Annotated in this window: 16 protein-coding genes; 8 read left to right on the plus strand and 8 right to left on the minus strand. The window is 64.5% G+C overall.

The genetic code is table 11. The features are described from left to right. Positions 1 to 39 precede the first annotated feature (39 nt). Positions 40 to 855, minus strand: a complete 816-nt coding sequence (locus tag QP997_RS04020; protein WP_284846290.1) for a histidine phosphatase family protein — start codon at positions 853 to 855, stop codon at positions 40 to 42. Positions 856 to 912: 57 nt separating this feature from the next. Here QP997_RS04020 and QP997_RS04025 point away from each other — a divergent pair, with 57 nt between their 5' ends. From QP997_RS04025 to dsdA, 5 genes are all read left to right on the plus strand, one after another. After that, the gene (locus tag QP997_RS04025) at positions 913 to 1,584 is read left to right on the plus strand and encodes a TetR/AcrR family transcriptional regulator (RefSeq protein WP_070760291.1); all 672 of its coding nucleotides are present in this window, start codon (positions 913 to 915) and stop codon (positions 1,582 to 1,584) included. 160 nt (positions 1,585 to 1,744) lie between these two features. Further along, positions 1,745 to 2,551, plus strand: coding sequence for an SDR family oxidoreductase (locus tag QP997_RS04030; protein WP_284846291.1), 807 nt, complete (start codon positions 1,745 to 1,747; stop codon positions 2,549 to 2,551). 55 nt (positions 2,552 to 2,606) lie between these two features. Continuing rightward, on the plus strand, positions 2,607 to 3,845 hold the full coding sequence (locus QP997_RS04035) for an acyl-CoA dehydrogenase family protein (protein WP_284846292.1): 1,239 nt from the start codon (positions 2,607 to 2,609) through the stop codon (positions 3,843 to 3,845). A 37-nt stretch (positions 3,846 to 3,882) separates the two neighbouring features. Further along, positions 3,883 to 4,965, plus strand: coding sequence for a phosphotransferase family protein (locus QP997_RS04040; RefSeq protein ID WP_284846293.1), 1,083 nt, complete (start codon positions 3,883 to 3,885; stop codon positions 4,963 to 4,965). 50 nt (positions 4,966 to 5,015) lie between these two features. Next, positions 5,016 to 6,305 carry a D-serine ammonia-lyase gene (gene dsdA / locus QP997_RS04045; protein WP_284846294.1) on the plus strand — a complete coding sequence of 430 codons (1,290 nt, stop codon included), beginning with the start codon at positions 5,016 to 5,018 and terminating at the stop codon, positions 6,303 to 6,305. Between the two features lie 226 nt (positions 6,306 to 6,531). Here dsdA and QP997_RS04050 read toward each other — a convergent pair whose 3' ends face one another. Then, positions 6,532 to 6,741: a hypothetical protein gene (locus QP997_RS04050; protein ID WP_015381947.1), complete on the minus strand. Its 210-nt coding sequence runs from the start codon at positions 6,739 to 6,741 to the stop codon at positions 6,532 to 6,534. Next, the gene (locus tag QP997_RS04055) at positions 6,738 to 8,417 is read right to left on the minus strand and encodes a nitrite/sulfite reductase (protein ID WP_284846295.1); all 1,680 of its coding nucleotides are present in this window, start codon (positions 8,415 to 8,417) and stop codon (positions 6,738 to 6,740) included. Before QP997_RS04055 ends, QP997_RS04050 begins: the two co-directional genes overlap by 4 nt. A 289-nt stretch (positions 8,418 to 8,706) precedes the next feature. Between QP997_RS04055 and QP997_RS04060 the strand changes: the two genes are divergently transcribed. Continuing rightward, positions 8,707 to 10,170, plus strand: a complete 1,464-nt coding sequence (locus QP997_RS04060; RefSeq protein ID WP_284758250.1) for an FAD-dependent oxidoreductase — start codon at positions 8,707 to 8,709, stop codon at positions 10,168 to 10,170. A 177-nt stretch (positions 10,171 to 10,347) separates the two neighbouring features. After that, positions 10,348 to 10,911, plus strand: coding sequence for a GNAT family N-acetyltransferase (locus QP997_RS04065; protein ID WP_070759470.1), 564 nt, complete (start codon positions 10,348 to 10,350; stop codon positions 10,909 to 10,911). A 7-nt stretch (positions 10,912 to 10,918) separates the two neighbouring features. Here the strand turns inward: QP997_RS04065 and trhO are convergent, their stop codons facing one another. Together trhO and purT are read right to left on the minus strand one after the other, a co-directional pair. After that, positions 10,919 to 11,812 carry an oxygen-dependent tRNA uridine(34) hydroxylase TrhO gene (gene trhO / locus QP997_RS04070; RefSeq protein WP_070760309.1) on the minus strand — a complete coding sequence of 298 codons (894 nt, stop codon included), beginning with the start codon at positions 11,810 to 11,812 and terminating at the stop codon, positions 10,919 to 10,921. A 67-nt stretch (positions 11,813 to 11,879) separates the two neighbouring features. Then, positions 11,880 to 13,193, minus strand: coding sequence for a formate-dependent phosphoribosylglycinamide formyltransferase (gene purT, locus QP997_RS04075; protein WP_284846296.1), 1,314 nt, complete (start codon positions 13,191 to 13,193; stop codon positions 11,880 to 11,882). Between the two features lie 162 nt (positions 13,194 to 13,355). On the opposite strand from purT, the gene QP997_RS04080 reads away from it, so the two are divergent. Then, positions 13,356 to 13,811, plus strand: a complete 456-nt coding sequence (locus QP997_RS04080; RefSeq protein WP_070760313.1) for a Rieske (2Fe-2S) protein — start codon at positions 13,356 to 13,358, stop codon at positions 13,809 to 13,811. Positions 13,812 to 13,844: 33 nt separating this feature from the next. On the opposite strand, the gene QP997_RS04085 is transcribed toward QP997_RS04080, so the two are convergent. The 3 genes from QP997_RS04085 to QP997_RS04095 are packed head-to-tail and all read right to left on the minus strand — an operon-like array spanning position 13,845 to position 16,403. Further along, a complete protein-coding gene (locus tag QP997_RS04085) occupies positions 13,845 to 14,963 on the minus strand; it encodes an ATP-binding cassette domain-containing protein (protein WP_284846297.1) in 1,119 nt (372 codons plus the stop codon). 4 nt (positions 14,964 to 14,967) lie between these two features. After that, positions 14,968 to 15,720, minus strand: coding sequence for an energy-coupling factor transporter transmembrane component T family protein (locus tag QP997_RS04090; RefSeq protein ID WP_502870428.1), 753 nt, complete (start codon positions 15,718 to 15,720; stop codon positions 14,968 to 14,970). Further along, complete coding sequence (locus QP997_RS04095) at positions 15,657 to 16,403, minus strand: ECF transporter S component (RefSeq protein ID WP_187441002.1); 747 nt, start codon at positions 16,401 to 16,403, stop codon at positions 15,657 to 15,659. Before QP997_RS04095 ends, QP997_RS04090 begins: the two co-directional genes overlap by 64 nt. Positions 16,404 to 16,836: the final 433 nt, after the last annotated feature.

Consider the following 16,836-nt stretch of genomic DNA (forward strand, 5'->3'; position numbering starts at 1 on the left):
TACCCATCGCCGGTCGCCCCATCAGCGACCCCGTCCGGACTATCGCAAGTGAAGCAAGCGCTCCGCTCCGTCGAAAAGGTGCGAGTGCTCGTTGTAGCTCACGAGACGCACCGGAGTAAGCCCATCCACGCCTCGGCCCGCTCCATCGAACGGCGCCACCTCCAGCTGGCGAGCACCTCCAACCCACCCATCAGCATTAGCTCCCGACCTCTCTGGGAGAACCCTAAGCACAGTCAAAGACGCGGTGTAGGTACGCCCAATTAGGTGACGGAAATTGGAACCAAAGAGCGAAGACACAATCACACTAATCGGGCCACCGCTCGTCGCCACGACCACATCCCTCCCTTGAGCAAGATCTACTACAGCCGCGAACGCACCGAGCACCTCCCTGCGGAAATCTTGAAACTCCGGAGCCCCCACCCAACGATCCAGCGCCCGATCCAACACAGCCCCTAGCAGGCGATGCCCCTCGACGAGCAGCTCCCCATCCCCGCCGTCTGCCGCCTGCCGATAAACCTCCGCCAAGCGGTCACGCTCTTCCGGATGCTCGTCAAGATAGGGCATCACGACAGAATCGGAGTTGAACTCGCACCACCCCTCCATGACGGCTGGATCAATGTCGAGCGACTCGGCGAGCGGAGCCAAGGTGTCGCGCTGGCGACGCAAGGGTCCCGATACAAGAGCTGCACCCCCTTTGAGCCTTCGCTGCAGCTCCGCAGCCACGAGCCGCGCTTGCCGATGCCCAACGCGGGTGAGGCGATCGTATTGCTCCTCCATTCCCCGCTGCCATTGCCCCCGCCCTGCAGCAGCAGAATCCGCCTGGCCATGCCGGAGCAGGTAGATCGTTCCTGTCATGCGAAAATTCAACTTTCTGAGATATCGGGCATTCTAAGGTGCCTTAGGATCAAGTCTATGGCCACACATCCACCCCAGGAGCAACTCCAGAAAACTGAGAAGCTATCGCCCAGAGCCGCCGCCCGGCGCGAGGAAATCCTCACCGCTGCCCGGAAAGTTTTTGTCCGCGATGGTTATACCGCGACAAAGCTCCTCGATGTTGCTAAAGAGGCCGGATGCGCAGCGGGAACGCTGTATACCTACTTCGAGAACCGCGAAGATCTCTTCACAGCCGTCCTGCAACAAGTTGAACATGAGATGCGCAGCGCCAGCGGAAGAATAGCCAGCGATGACCCCCGCGAACTCATCAGCGCCGCCAATCGCGCCTATGTCGAAAGCTACGCCGACAATGCCCCGGAACTCGCGCTGATGGAGCAGGTTTCGCAAACCCATCCCGAAATGCACAAACTGCGCACGTCGCGGGCGCGGGGATTCACCTCCCGGAACCAACGGCTCATCAAGTCATTGCAGGACGATGGCACTCTCGCCAGCGACCGGGACGCCGAAATGCTCGCCCTCAGCTTGTCCATCATGGTCTCGCGACTGTGCTACTCAGTGTTCGTTGAAAACATGATCCCCGATGCCGGCGAGGCAGACGGTGCCGCCACGGCCGAGGAACATAAAGCGCGCACTATTGAGCGCATCGTCAGCACCGTCAACGACATCTGGTTTCGCACACTAGGCCTCTAGGTCACCAAAAAAGGGCCAGGCCCCAACCATCGCAGGTCGCCTCCAACTCCCCCGAAAAGGTAGCCAGGACTGAAATCCCCGAAACGATTGAATCGTGATTCAACTCACATTAGGATCAACGTTGTTCACCGAAACAACACACAGTGGCAGGTAGGTCCTCATGTCTCACCACACCCCAGCAAACAAGCCGATCACCTACGACTACTCCGGTCACAACGCGATCGTGACCGGTGGCACCCGTGGCATCGGATACGCCACGGCTCGACTATTGGCTGCCAGTGGCGCGAACGTAACGATCACCGGCCGCAAACAAGAAACCGTCGAACCCGCTGCTGCAGCCATTCAGGCCGAAGCTGCCGAGCTGAGCCCCAACGCCGGTCGCGTCATCGGAATCGCTGCTCACGTCGCAGACCCCGATGCAGCCCGAAGGACCTGCGAGGCCACGGTTCAAGAATTCGGCAGCATTGACGTCCTGATCAACAACGCCGGAACCAACCCCGCCTACGGACCAATCCACAAGCAGAGCCCCGAAGCCATGGCGAAGACCTACGAAGTCAACGTCATCGGCCCCGTCATCTGGACCGCCGCCGCGAAGGACGCAGGCATGGGAACCGACCGCAAGGGCGCGGTCGTCAACCTCTCCTCCATCGGCGCTCTCACCGAGGAAGCAAAGCTCGGCGTCTACAACGGGACCAAAGCTGCGCTGCTGCACATGACCCGCCAGATGGCCAACGAGCTCGCCCCCACCATCCACGTCAACTCGATCGCCCCAGGCGTGGTGCGCACCAAGCTCTCCGAAGCGCTGTGGAAGGAACACGAAGACGCCGTCGCGGCTATCACCCCCGCGCAGCGGATTGGCGAGCCCGAAGACATCGCCGCTGCTATCGCCTTCCTCGCAGCACCCGCAACGACCTGGCTCATTGGTGAAAACCTCGTTGTCGATGGCGGCATGCTCGTCCAGCCCTAAGTCCGATCACCCACCCAAGCAACAGCACCCCAAACAGCCCAGAACGAGGAAAGATATGGACTTCGCACCCAGCGCGCGCTCGAAGGAGTATCAGGAAAAGCTCCTTCGCTTCATGGATGAACACGTTTACCCGGCCGAGCCGATCTATCACCAGCAGATGACCGAGTCCGGCGATCCGCACCACCACCCAGCGATCCTTGAAGACCTCAAAGCCGAAGCCAAGAAGCAGGGCCTATGGAACCTCTTCCACCCCCACCCCGGCACGGGCCCGGGTTTGAGCAACGTCGACTACGCCCCATTGGCAGAAATCATGGGTCGCTCCCCCGAACTCGCCCCCGAAGCCTGCAATTGCAACGCCCCGGATACGGGGAACATGGAGGTTCTCGAGCTTTATGGAACTGATGCTCACCGCAGGGAGTACCTGAATCCGCTGCTCGACGGTAAAATCCGCTCCGCATTCGCCATGACCGAACCTGGAGTCGCCTCCTCAGATGCCACCAATGTGTCCATGCGCATGGAACGGGTTACCGGTTACACAGCGGAAGGCTCGAATAAGCCCCTCGATGGGTATGTACTTAACGGGCGGAAGTGGTTTAGCTCGAACGGCATGCGGCCCAATCTCAAGGTGCTCATCGTCATGGGCAAGACCAGCCCAGAGGCTGAGCCCCACCGCCAGCAGTCCATGCTGGTTGTCCCCGCCGACGCCCCCGGCGTCCGAATCCTTCGCGACCTTCCCGTCTTCGGCTTCCACGACCGCGAAGGCCACGCCGAACTGGAATTTAAGGACGTATTCGTCCCCGACCACGACATCCTCCTGGAGGAGGGAGCGGGTTTTCGGATCTCCCAGGACCGCTTGGGACCAGGTCGGATTCACCACTGCATGCGTGCCATCGGCATGGCAGAACGCGCACTCGAGCTGATGTGCGAACGAGCCTTGTCACGAAGCACCTTCGGCAAAGCGCTGGCCGAGCGCGACACGATCCAAGAACGCATCGCCAACGCCCGCATCGACATCGAGCAGGCCCGGCTATTGACTTTGAAGGCCGCCTGGATGATGGACACGGTCGGCAATAAGGCTGCTCGCCAGGAAATTGCTGCCATCAAGGTTGCTGCCCCACAGGTCGCGCTCCGCATCGTGGACGAAGCCATCCAAGTATTCGGTGGCGAGGGAGTGACCTCCGATACCCCGCTGGCTCACATGTGGGCTGGCCTGCGATCACTCCGGCTGGCCGATGGCCCGGATGAGGTCCATCGCATGACCATCGCCCGACAAGAACTGCGCAAATACAAGTAGAACCCCGGCACAGCACAGACCTATCGAAGGAGCCACGGTGAACGACCCAACAACCGGCAGCCACAATTCAGCCACGAAGAACCCGGCCGTACCGTTCAATATGGAAGAGCTGAAGACGTGGCTCACCCGCATCACCCCATTGAACGGTGATCTCGCGCTCAACCGCGTTGGAAACGGGCAGTCCAACCTCACGTTCCTCGTCGAAGACACCACTGGCGCGCGCTGCATCGTCCGCCGCCCGCCACTGGGAAAACTTGCCGCCAGCGCCCACAACGTCGTGCGCGAAGGAAAGATCATGGCGGCCCTTCACGACACCGAGGTGCCCGTCCCGGTGATCTACGGCAGCACCGACGAGCTCGCCGACCATGGTCAATCTGTCTCCGATGCCCCCGTCGTGGCGATGAGCATGGTCGACGGAGTGACCATTAGCTCTGCAGAAGCCGCTTCCCCTTTGGGGCTGGACATACGGCACAAAATCGCCACCAACATGCTGGACGCGATGATCCACATCCACGGCGTCAACCTCGCATCCACCGGACTGGACACGCTGGCATCCCACGACCCCTACGCCCCACGACAGCTCAAGCGCTGGTCCGGGCAATGGGATAAGACCAAGACGCGGGAATTGCCTGCGCTCGATAAACTCACGGCTCTCCTGGAGGAACACACCCCGGAACAAAAGGAAACGGTGCTGGTGCACGGCGACCTACACGTCGGCAACGTCATAGCCAACCCAGACGACGGCACCATCAACGCGGTCATCGACTGGGAGCTCACCACGCTGGGAGACCCCCTCGCTGACGTGGGAACCATGCTTGCTTATTGGCCGGTCAAGGACGGACTGGTCCTCCCTGGATTTGAAGCACCCCTCCTCGACGGATTCCCGAAGGGTGAAGAACTAGCCGAGCGCTATCTAGACGCCACGGGACCGGACAGAAAGGCATTGGCTTTTTGGCACGTCCTGGGGCTATGGAAAGTTGCGATCATCTGCGAAGGCGTGGTGCGCCGCGTCATGCAGAATCCCAGCAACCGCGCCTCCGGAGGCGCCCCCACCCAGCAGATGGTGGAGTGGATTGTCGCCGAGGCGCAGCAGACCGCGCGGGAGTACGGGCTCAGCTAGGCAGCGACATTAGGCAGAGAACGCCCGGCAAGCTCACTAAGCTGGGCGCCATGGCAACCCGAACCCCGCAAGAGTGGATCACCGACTACCCCCTCCTTGAGCGCCTCGTCGCGCTCGAGGAGACCCTATGGCTGAAGCCCGACCTGCCCCGCGCCGAAGAGGGCCTGGCGCACGTCGGAATCGGCCCTGACCAGATCCAGGACGCCGCGGACCGACTAAAGCGCTTCGCCCCCTACCTGCAGCAGGTCTTCCCGGAGACCGCGCCAAGTGCTGGCGTCATCGAATCCCCGCTGCGCCACGTGCCCGCGATGAAGGAAGCGATCGAGGACCTCACCGGGCAGCGAATCGAGGGGCAGCTGTGGGCGAAGCTCGACTCCCACCTGCCGATCTCCGGTTCGATCAAGGCCCGCGGCGGGATCTACGAGGTCCTCCAGCACGCTGAGGCCCTCGCCCTGGAGCACGGCCTGATCACCCCGGACAGCGACTACCGGCTCCTCGACTCCGCCGAGGCCCGCGAGCTCTTCGGCCAGCACCGCGTGGCCGTGGGGTCCACCGGCAACCTGGGGCTGTCCATCGGCATCATGAGCGCCAAGCTGGGCTTCCAAGCCGCGGTCCACATGAGCGCGGATGCCCGGCAGTGGAAGAAGGACCTGCTGCGCTCCCACGGCGTGGAGGTCGTGGAGTACGAGCAGGACTACTCCGTCGCCGTCGCCGCTGGTCGCAAGGCCGCCGAGGACTACGACCGCGTCTACTTCGTGGACGACGAGAACTCCGTCTCCCTCTTCCTCGGTTACGCGGTCGCCGGGGCGCGACTGGCCGGCCAGCTGCAGGCTATGGACGTCCGTATCACCGAGGAGGAACCACTCCACGTCTACCTGCCCTGCGGGGTCGGCGGTGGCCCGGGTGGTGTCGCTTTCGGCATCAAGGCCATCTTCGGCGACGCCGCCCGCTGCTACTTCGCCGAGCCCACCCACTCCCCCGCCATGTTCATCGGGGTGCACACCGGCGCCCACGACCAGCTGGCAGTGCAGGACTTCGGCATCGACAACATCACCGCCGCCGATGGGCTTGCCGTGGGGCGGCCCTCCGGCTTCGTCGGCGAGCGGATGCAGTACCTCATCGACGGCTACTACACCGTCAGCGACGAGAACATGTTCCGCGGCATGGCACTCTTCGACCGCTCCGAGGATGTGCAGTGCGAGCCGAGCTCCGCGACCAGCTTCTTCGGCCCCGGCGCCATCGGCCGGCCGGGTACTCATCTGGCATGGATCACGGGCGGGGCAATGGTTCCAGAGGAAGAGATGGCTAGCTACATCGCCCGGGGCGAGGAGCTGCTCTAGGGTTAGCCCACCCATATAAAGCAAGTGGCCGCGGGGAGAACCCGCGGCCACCGCGCTATGGAGTTATTACTCAGCCATTACATCGCTGGCGAAAGACCGGCGCTCGACTGGTCAGACACCCGGTAGAGGTGCTCGTGGGCGTGCTCGGCGTACCAGGTGCCAAGAATCCCGGCCCGCGGTATAAGTACCGCAGGCCAGGGATTCACCGTGTAACCAGCGCTTTGGTTTAGGCCAGCAGGCCGTGGAATTTCACCGAAAACTCGCGACGGCACTCGCGGCATTGCCAGGAATTATCCGTTTCCGTGGTCGGAAACAGGTTCTCCCCCATGCAGTAGGGGCAGAAGTTCACGGTCGCACGCCGACCATTGCTGTGCCCGGACTTCCCACCGATCGCCTGGTTCACCGGTGGCAGGGAATCAGTATCGGGAACACTCATCGCAGGGCCTCCTCCTCAGCGCGGGCGACCCAGGAGCTGAACTCCTCGCCAGCCTCGCGCTGCTCCTTGAAGTTCTCCACGACGCGGACCACGTAGTCGCCGACGTCCTCGGAGAACACGTTGTTGCCGCGCAGCTTGCGGCCGAAGCCCGGCTCGAGGCCGACCTTGCCGCCCAGGTGCACCTGGAATCCCTCGACGCGGTTGCCGTCCTCGTCGGTCAGCACCTTGCCGGATAGACCGATGTCCGCGACCTGGGAACGGGCGCAGGAGTTCGGACAGCCGTTGAGGGAGATCTTCAGCGGGACGTCGAGGTCACCGACCCGCTCCTCCAGCTCGTCGACCAGCTGGATGGCGCGCTGCTTCGTCACGACGTGCGCGAGCTTGCAGAACTCCAGGCCGGTACAGCTGATGATGTCGCGGCGGAAGGCCGAAGGCTTTGCGGACAGCCCCTCCTTCTCCAGCTCGGCAGCAAGCTTGTCCGCATTCTCCGGGGTCAGGTCCAGGAAGAGCAGCTCCTTATCGGGGGTCGTGCGCAGCCGCGTGGAGCCATAGGACTCGGCGAGCTCCGCGAGGCGCTGCAGCTGGGTGCCGTCGGTGTGCCCCACCGTGGGCTTGACCCCCAGGTAGACCTTGCCGTCCCGCTGCTGGTGGATGCCGACGTGGTCGCGGTAACCGGGGTACTCACCCGGGTCCGGGCCGTCGACGAGCTTACGGCCGAGGTAGTCCTCCTCCAGCACCGTGCGGAACTTCTCAATGCCCCAATCGGCGACAAGGAATTTCAGACGCGCGCGGTTACGGACCTTGCGGTAGCCGTAATCACGGAAGATGCGGACCACGCCGGCCCACACCTCCGGGACCTCATCCAGGGGTACCCAGGCACCGAGCCGCTGGGAAAGCATCGGGTTGGTGGACAGCCCGCCGCCTACCCAGACGTCGAAGCCAGGGCCATGCTCCGGGTGATTCGAACCGATAAACGCCAGATCCTGGATCTCGTGGGTGACGTCCTGGCGGGAGTTGCCGCTGATCGCAGACTTGAACTTGCGTGGCAGGTTGTCGAACTCGCCGCTGGTCAGTAGCTCTTCCTTGATGGTGTGAATGGCCGGGGTGGCGTCAATAATCTCGTCGGCGGCGATACCGGCGACTGGGGAGCCCAGGATGACGCGGGGGACGTCGCCGCAACCGAAGTTGGTGTCCAGCCCGACGCCCTCGAGCTTGTCCCAGATGGCCGGGACGTCCTCGATGCGGATCCAGTGCAGCTGGACGTTCTGGCGGTCGGTGAAGTCCGCGGTATCGCGGGCGTAGTCGCTAGAAATCTCGCCGATGACGCGCAACTGCTCGCTGCTGACCAGTCCGCCGTCGAGGCGGATGCGCATCATGAAGTAATTATCCTGCAGCTCTTCGGTGCTGAGCGTGGAGGTGGCCACGCCGTCGAGTCCCGGGCGGCGCTGGGTATAAAGGCCAACCCACTTGAAGCGGGGCGCGAGGTCCTCCTTCGGGATGGAGTCGAAACCCTGCTTCGCGTAGGTCTCGCGAATGCGGTCGATGACGCCGAGGCCGGCGTCTTCCTGCTTAATCTTCTCGTCGTCGTTGAGCGGAGTAGTGCCGTCGACGAGCCACTGGCCTTGCGGCCGGGGCTTACGCTTCGGCCTCGGTCGGGTGGCGGTAGTTGCAGTCATGGTGAATTTCTCCAGTTGATCGTGCGTTGTGGCGGTCTTGTCTAGATTCGCAGCGCGGGCTGCAGATCAACCTACACTAGACAGACCGTGCGGTCTATAACTGGACACACTAAACCGGCCCGAGGGGAAGTTGCAAGCGATTTCAGCAAAGCCGATTGCGCAAACTAGACCATTCTGTCTACACTCTGTTGTGATCCACCCCCCAGAATCTCGCAATCCCTTCACGGTGGGATTAGCTTGGTGGGTGAAGAATATGCACTTAGAACCAACGATTGGACCCTGAATAAAAGTGTCAGACGCAGCAAAGACCACTCGTCCGCTCCGTATCGCGGTTATCGGATCCGGCCCAGCCGGCATTTACGCATCCAACGCCCTCGCCAAGGCCACCATCCCGGAGGGCAACGGCGACACCACCTTCGACGGCGTGAGCGTGGACATCTTCGAGCGCATGCCAGCCCCCTTCGGGCTCATCCGCTACGGCGTCGCACCCGACCACCCCCGCATCAAGGGCATTATCCGCTCCCTCCACCGCGTCCTCGACCAGCCGCAGATCCGCCTGTTCGGCAACGTCAACATCGGCGAGGATGTCACCCTCGAGGAGCTCAAGCAGCACTACGACTCCGTCATCTACGCCACCGGCGCGACCAAGGACCGCGACCTCAACCTGCCGGGAGCGGAGGCCTCCCACGGCGGCGCGGAGTTCGTCGGCTTCTACGACGCCAACCCGAAGTTCTCCGAGGACTGGAATCTGGACGCCGAGTCCGTCGCCGTCATCGGCGTGGGCAACGTCGGCCTCGACGTCGCGCGCGTCATCGCGAAGACCGGCGACGAACTGCTCACCACCGAAATCCCGGACAACGTCTACGAATCCCTGAAGAAGAACAAGGCCAAGGAGGTCCACCTCTTCGGCCGCCGCGGCCCCGCCCAGGCGAAGTTCACCCCGCTGGAACTCAAGGAGCTCAGCTACTCCGATACCATCCAGGTCATCGTCGACCCGGAGGACATCCAGTACGACGCTGCCTCCGAGGAGGCTCGCCGCGGCTCCAAGATCACCGACATGGTCTGCTCCCTGCTGGAGCAGTACGCCATCGCCGACCCGGGCGAGGAGCCGCACCGCGTCTACATCCACTTCTTCGAATCCCCGAAGGAGATCAAGACCGACGAGCAGGGCAACGTCACCGCCCTGGTCACCGAGCGCACGAAGCTCAACGGCGACGGCTCCGTCTCCACCACCGGCGAGACCCGCGAATGGCCAGTCGGCGCGGTCTACCGCACCGTCGGCTACAAGTCCGACCAGCAGGCCGACCTGCCGTGGGACGCCGACGAGAACGTCCTGCCGAACGTCGGCGGTCGCGTCCTCGCCGAAGGCCCCACCGCGGACGGCATCGCGGGTGTGCCGGGCAGCGCTGACCCAGAGGCCGAGAAGCGTGAGACCCTGCCGGGCGTGTACGCCACCGGCTGGATCCGCCGCGGCCCCGTCGGCCTGATCGGTAACACCAAGGGCGACGCCAACGAGGCCGTCGATAACCTCTTGACCGACGTCGCAAAGGGCATCGGCTTCCAGCCGGCCAAGCCGGAACTGGAGAGCGTTGAGGAGCTGCTGCGCTCCAAGAACATCTCCTGGACCGACTGGGAGGGCTGGTACGCCCTGGACAAGCACGAGCGCGAACTCGGCGAGGCCGAGGGCCGCGAGCGCAAGAAGGTTCGCGAGTGGGACGAGATGCACCACCACTCCAAGTACAGCGGGGAGTAAGCACTCCCCTGGTCGGAGCGGCAGCAAAGACCGCGCCGACCGCACCCCCACGCACACGGGGAGAGCCCAGGCCCAGTAGTTAGCAAAAACTAACATTCCTACTGCAAAGGCACAGCTCTACCCCCGTTTTGCGCGGGGGTTTCCTTTCCCCTTCAGAGCTCTTGTGGCTTAGGTAACATGCGATTCATGACTCTGGAAAACGACGCCGTAGAAGAAGGCCCAAAGGTCTACATCACCGGGCGAACCCTGCTGTCCATGCCTGCGTACCAGGTCCACGCCCTCTACAAGCTGCGGGTGGACGTCTTCGTTAATGAACAGCGCGCCGCATTCCCGGAGATCGACGACCAGGACGCCCTGCCGGAGACCCACCACCTGCTGGCCTACGTCCACCCCGGCAGCGGCCCGGACTACCCGTGGGGCACCGCCGACCCCGGCTCCCCCATGCGGCTCGTGGGCACCGTGCGAGTCTTCGGACCGCCGGAGGAGCAGCACATCGGCCGCCTCTGCGTCCACCCGGACCTGCGCGGCTACGGGATCGCGCACAACCTTGTCGCGCGCTCCCTGGAGGTCGTCCGCGAGCGCGCCGCCGCCCTGGACCCCACGACCCAGAAGTCGATCGTAAAGATCGAGGCACAGAGCCACTCCGTGCCCTTCTACGAGGGCTACGGTTTCGCCACCGTGGGCGAGCCCTTCGACGTCGAGGGCATCGACCACGTGGAGATGCAGCTCGAGCTCGACTAGCCGGAGGCTAGCACTCCCCGCAGGTCACCGCCGGGTCGGCCGCGCAGTCCTCGCACAGCAGGATCTGTTCGCGGCACTCGGAGTTCTCGCAGTTGTGGAAGGTATTCGTCGCCGCCCCGCAGTTCTTGCAGAAGCCGAGCTGCTTCGCATCCTCGGAGAACTCCATGTGCATGCGCTTGTCGAAGACGTACAGCGAGCCCTCCCATAGACCCTTATCGCCATACTTCTCGCCGTAGCGGACAATGCCGCCGTCGATCTGGTAGACCTCCTCGAAGCCACGGTTCTTCATCAGCGCGCTGAGCACCTCGCACCGGATACCGCCGGTGCAGTAGCTGACGACCGGCTTGTCCTTCATCCAGTCGTACTTGCCACTCTCCAGTTCCTTGATGAAGTCGTGGGTGGTCTCCACGTCAGGGACGACGGCGTTCTTGAACCGGCCGATTTCGGCCTCCATCGCGTTGCGTCCGTCGAAGAAGACGACGTCGTCGCCGCGCTCCTCGACCAGCTTGTTGACCTCTTCCGGCTTCAGGTGGGTTCCTCCCCCGATGACGCCGTTCTCGTCCACCTTCAGCTCGCCCGGCGCACCGAAGGCGACGATCTCGTCGCGCACCTTGACGGACAGGCGCGGGAAGTCCTCCGCCCCGCCCTGGGACCACTTGAACTCCATGCCCTTGAAGCCAGGGTATTCGCGGGTTCGGCGCGCGTACTGCTTGCAGGCGTGCAGGGAGCCGCCCACGGTGCCGTTGATGCCGTGCTCGGAGATGAGGATTCGCCCGGTCAGGCCGAGGTTTTCACAGAGCTGCTTCTGCCACAGCATGATCGCCGTGGGGTCCGCGATGGGCGTGAACCAGTAGTACAGCAGGATGCGGGATTCTTTGAGGTCGGTCGCGCTAACAGCCATGCCCCAAAGTGTAGCCCCACCAGCAAGTACCCCCTAAACCGCCGGGAGTAGTAGCAACGGCGGCAGGCTAGTCCACGGCGGGCTGCTCGCCCGTCGGCAGGTCGGCATCGTCCTCAGTCGAGTTGTCGGCGTCCTCAGGAGCCGCGGGCGTCTCGTGCGTGACCTCCGCTGCTTGGATCTTGATGGCCCCGGCGGCGTCGGCGGCTCGGTCGCGGGCGTCCTCGATCGTCTCCGCGGTGGAGACGGCTACACCCATGCGGCGTCGGTTGTAGCTGGCCGGCTTCCCGAAGAGGCGGACCTTCGTCTCCGGGACGGCGAGCGCCTCGGCCAGGCCGTGATACTCCACCGCAGCACCTTCCGGCAGATCCTCACCGAGGATCACGGCGGATGCTCCCGGGGAGATCAGAGTCGTATCGATCGGCAGGCCCAGCACCGCGCGGGCGTGCAGCTCGAACTCGCTGCAGCGCTGCGTGCCAATGGTCACCATGCCCGTGTCGTGCGGCCGCGGGGAGACCTCAGAGAAGTACACATCATCGCCCTTGATGAACAGCTCCACACCGAACACTCCCCGGCCGCCCAGGGCGTTGGTCACGCGTGCCGCCACCGAGCGGGCATTATCCAGCGCGGAGTCCCCCATCGTCGCGGGCTGCCAGGACTCCACATACTTGCCGAGGTCCTGGCGGTGGCCGATGGGCTCGCAGAACCAGGTGGCGGGCTGGCCGCTGACCGGGTCGATGCTGCGCACCGTGAGCAGGGTGATCTCGTAGTCGAAGGGGACGAACTGCTCGACGATGACCTTCTCGCAGTTCACGCGCACATCGGAGAGCGCGAAGTCCCAGGCGGCGTCAAGCTCGTCGGCGCTAGCCACGTAGCTCTGCCCGCGCCCCGCGGAGGACACGACCGGCTTGACCACGCACGGAAAGCCGATCTCCTCGGCCGCGGCGTGCAGCTCCTCCGGGGTGGCGGCGAAGCGGTGCACGCCCGTGGGGATGCCGAGCTCCTCGCTGACCATCGTGCGGATCTTCTCGCGGTCCATCGTCAGCTGCGCTGCCCGCGCCGTCGGGGCGACGGTGACGGTCCCCTCGGCTTCCAGTTCGGCGAGGACGTCCACCGCCAGCGCCTCGATTTCCGGGACCACGATGTGCGGGCGGACCTCAGTGATGAGTTCGCGCAGTGCCTCGCCGTCCATGAGGTCCAACACGTGCGCGTGATTGGCCACGTTGTGTGCGGGCGCGCCCTGGTAGCGGTCCACGGCGTGCACCTCCACGCCGAACCTCTGGAGGGCAATGGTCAACTCACGGCCGAGCTCACCGGCCCCCAGGATCATGACGACTGTCGCGCAGTCACTGTTGGGGGTGCCGATCGCTTGTGGGGTGTACATGAAGCGCAATTCTAGCTGGCAATGCGGGCGCGTCTAATCCGCTTTCGAGATCATCAGGCACCCGGGCAGCGATCCCGGGGCTTCAGAGCGCGCAGCCCCAACCGCAGACACGGGCATCCCGCGCTAGTGGCTTTGCCGTTCTGAGGCGCCCATAATGGAGCCATGAGCTCGCAGTTTTCGAACCCCCAGCCCACTTCTGATTCGGCCACCGGAGCCGGCCAGTTCTCCTGCTCCCGCCGCAGCCTGCTGCGCGGTGCGGCTCTGGCCACGGCAGCCACGGCCGCGGGCGCGCTGCTGGCCGCCTGCGCTGGTGAGGAGACCGTAGCGAAGGCCGCGAAAACCGACATTCCGGTCGGTGGGGCGAAGATCATCGATAACTGGATCATCGCGCAGCCGGAGAAGGATAAGTTCATGGCCTACTCCACCGAGTGCCCGCACGCCCGCGGCCGCATCGACGAGATCGCCGAGCAGGAGGGTATGACCGTCGCGATCTGTCCGAAGCACGGCTCGGTCTTCGACACCGCCACCGGTGATGTGGTGGAGGGGCCCTCCCGCGACCCGATGGCCCTGGCCCGCGACGTCCAGGTCAACGAGGACGCCGTCGAGGTCATCAACTAGCGCGACCCCTCCCCGGGCCATGGCCTGGGTGTTTTAATCCTGCGCGATGACGATCGAGCGGTCGCTCACCGCGTCCGCCACCCGTTGGTCGTGGCAGGTCCACAGCACCGCGGGCTTCCGATCCTGGCGTACGAAGGCGTCGATGCCCTCCAGCAGCTTGCGGTGGCCGTCCACATCCAGGCCCACCGTCGGCTCGTCGAGCAGCAGGACGTCCGGCTGGCCAGCCATCGTCGCAGCCACGAGCACCAGCCGGCGATCGGAGGTGGGAACGTCCAGGGGGTGTTCCTCGGCCCACTTCTCCAGGCCGAAGATTTCCAGCGCCTTCCGGTCGCCAGCGACCTCATCAATCACCCGGCGGTGAAGGAAGGACTGGTCCAGCGCCGTGGGCGCCCAGCCGCAGCGACCGGCCGTGATGGTGCCCTCGTAGTCCACCAGGCCGAGTGCCGCCAGCATCAAAGAGGTCTTGCCGCAGCCATTGGGCCCGGCGATGTGGGTGACCTGGCCAGCCGGGGCGTCGACCATAAACGGCCCCAGACCACGGACCCGGACATCCCGAGCGGAGAGCGCGGCCCGCTGCGCGGCGGCGTCGTCGACGCTGGCGTGAGCACTGGCCTCGTCGGAGCGGGTACGGGGAGGAAAAACCGGCAGGTCGAACTCCGGAATCGACCGCTGACGCAGCTCGCCGTCGGAGAGCTGGAACTGCTGGGCGGCAGCCTCCGACACCGCGGACGGGCGACGATCGTAGACGGTGACCTCGCCGGAGTAGGCGTCCAGCACCTCGGCGAGCTGGTTGACCGCGGCCGTATCCAGCCCGTCCAACGGGCAATCGAGAACCAGGGCGCCGGGGCGGGTCAGCAGCGCCTGGGCAATCGCCATGCGGCGGGTCTGCCCGGTGGACAGCCGCATCGGATCCTGCGCCGCGACGTGCTGCAGGCCCCAGGTCTGCAGGGCCTGATCCACGCGGGGGCGCATCTGCTCCCGCGTCACGCCCTGCTGCTCCATGCCGAAGGCCAACTCCTCGGCCACCGTGGCGCGCAGCAACGAGATGTGGGCGGAAGCGTTGTTACCCACCCACGCGGCCCCGGTGGCCTCCGCGGTCTCCCAGGCGTGATCTGATAGCCCATCGCCGAAAATAAAACGGGTCACTGGCATGGCGCTAGCTCACTCCAATCCACACGATGGCCGCGCAGGTGGCGGCGATCAACACCCAGCGCAGCGCGCGCTGCCCGGCCGGGTTAGCCACGGGGTTGAGCACCGTGCGCGGGCCGGGTTCCCCGATCCCGGTGCGCTGCAGGGGCCGGGCGCGCTGCGCGGCGTCGTCCACCAGCCCCACGATTAGGGGCATCACGAAATTCAGCTTCCCACGCACCCCGGCGGTGTTGACCCCGCGGACGGTAAACATCTGATTCAGGGTCTCCACCCGGGCACGGGCCATCGGGTACAGCCGGATGGTGGAGCCCACGACGTAGACGATCTTCGCGGGGAACTGCTCCTGCATCGCCCGCATCAACCGATCCCCGTCCACGAAGGACCCGAGGGTCAGGCCAATCGCCGCGGCACCAAAGAGGCGCAGGGAGAGCAAGCCCGCAAGCTGCATGCCGTCGGAGGTCAGCGGACCAAAGACCGGGTACTGACCAAACGGGGCGTGCATCAAAAACAGGCCCACGGTGGTCGGGATCGCGAGCAGCACCGCCGCGAACAGCGGGCCACGGGCGGGCCGAAAGAACGCCGCGAGCAAGGCGGCAATCCCCAGCGCGGTGAGCGAGACAACCAGCTTGTGGGCCAGCAGCACCACCACTACCGCGCAGATGGCGGCGGTGAGCGGCGTATAGGGATGAAGTTTTCTCACTTGCTCTCGGGGCTGAAGGTCACACGGGTGCGCTTCGGCAGCCAGCGCAGCACCAGCCACACGATGGTGAAGACGATGAGCTTATCGATCGGATCGGAAGTCCAGGACTGCAGGAACACGGCAGTCAGCTGGTCGAAACCGAGGCCACGATAAGCCGTGACCAGCAGGCCCGTTCCGGTGCCCGCGGTGCCGCCGAAGATGAAGGAGGCCACCGGCGCGGAGAGCAGTGCCGTGATGAAGCCGACGGCGAGGCCCGCCCCGCCCACGCGCCACCACGAGCCGACGAAGAGCTTGCGCAGCAGACCGGAGGCCACGCCGACGAAGGCATAGGCCGCTGCGAAGGGCACGACGGTCGGGTTGAAGGTGCCCCACACCAGGGAGCTCAGCACGCCTGTGACCAGCCCCGCCCAGGGGCCGGCGAGCGCGCCGACCAGGACGGTACCGATGGAGTCCAGGTACAGCGGCAGCGGCAGGCCCATGGTTCCGATGACCTGGCCGGTGATGATGTTCAGCGCCAGGGCGACCGGGATCAGCGAGAGGGTACGCACCGGCAGCTGCGGCACGACCGCGATCAGGGCGAGGATCGCCGGAACGAGGAATCCCACGAGCGCGATCGTGGAGCTGCGGGAGTCAGCCAGAGACTCCCAATTCGAGTCCGTGGGCTGGGAGATGACGAGGGTCAACCACGTCGCGGCGATGATGAGAACCGCAAGGCCGAGGAGGCTTTTTTGCATGCGTGACATAGCTATTCCAAACAGGGTTGAAGTGATCCCCGAAAAGCCTATGTCACCTCGGCGCGGGAAATGTAGAAAGTTGTCCAACATCGTTGTCGATGGACTCAAGTTTCGTCAAATGATCACGCGTGCTCCCCGGGCGGCCAGGCGGGGTGAATGCCGCGTTCAACCTGACTGGTCGGCCACTGTTTCTTACACACCAGTTGACAGACCAAGCTGTCTAGTGTTTTATATCACTCAACGCACAACGGTTCGCCGCGAGCACCTGCCGACCCCTGGAGCCCCGGACACGGTCGGTAGGAACCGTTGGTTTTGCCTGAGATATCCGCCTAGCCACCACTCTGTGTGCCACCACTGCCGCAGCCGCTAGGGAATATCGCCCGGGGTTTCATGCTTTCTTGCGCCTTCGGGTTGGGCACGACCGCTGTGTGAGTCACAAACA

It is taken from the genome of Corynebacterium sp. MSK039 (assembly GCF_030232315.1).
GTDB lineage: Bacteria > Actinomycetota > Actinomycetes > Mycobacteriales > Mycobacteriaceae > Corynebacterium.

Excerpts from the sequence above, each read along its gene's own strand:
- QP997_RS04020 (WP_284846290.1), bottom strand. The coding sequence starts at position 855 with ATGACAGGAACGATCTACCTGCTCCGGCATGGCCAGGCGGATTCTGCT.
- QP997_RS04025 (WP_070760291.1), top strand. The coding sequence starts at position 913 with ATGGCCACACATCCACCCCAGGAGCAACTCCAGAAAACTGAGAAGCTA.
- QP997_RS04030 (WP_284846291.1), top strand. The coding sequence starts at position 1,745 with ATGTCTCACCACACCCCAGCAAACAAGCCGATCACCTACGACTACTCC.
- QP997_RS04035 (WP_284846292.1), top strand. The coding sequence starts at position 2,607 with ATGGACTTCGCACCCAGCGCGCGCTCGAAGGAGTATCAGGAAAAGCTC.
- dsdA (WP_284846294.1), top strand. The coding sequence starts at position 5,016 with ATGGCAACCCGAACCCCGCAAGAGTGGATCACCGACTACCCCCTCCTT.
- QP997_RS04050 (WP_015381947.1), bottom strand. The coding sequence starts at position 6,741 with ATGAGTGTTCCCGATACTGATTCCCTGCCACCGGTGAACCAGGCGATC.
- QP997_RS04055 (WP_284846295.1), bottom strand. The coding sequence starts at position 8,417 with ATGACTGCAACTACCGCCACCCGACCGAGGCCGAAGCGTAAGCCCCGG.
- QP997_RS04065 (WP_070759470.1), top strand. The coding sequence starts at position 10,348 with ATGCGATTCATGACTCTGGAAAACGACGCCGTAGAAGAAGGCCCAAAG.
- trhO (WP_070760309.1), bottom strand. The coding sequence starts at position 11,812 with ATGGCTGTTAGCGCGACCGACCTCAAAGAATCCCGCATCCTGCTGTAC.
- purT (WP_284846296.1), bottom strand. The coding sequence starts at position 13,193 with ATGTACACCCCACAAGCGATCGGCACCCCCAACAGTGACTGCGCGACA.
- QP997_RS04080 (WP_070760313.1), top strand. The coding sequence starts at position 13,356 with ATGAGCTCGCAGTTTTCGAACCCCCAGCCCACTTCTGATTCGGCCACC.
- QP997_RS04085 (WP_284846297.1), bottom strand. The coding sequence starts at position 14,963 with ATGCCAGTGACCCGTTTTATTTTCGGCGATGGGCTATCAGATCACGCC.
- QP997_RS04095 (WP_187441002.1), bottom strand. The coding sequence starts at position 16,403 with ATGTCACGCATGCAAAAAAGCCTCCTCGGCCTTGCGGTTCTCATCATC.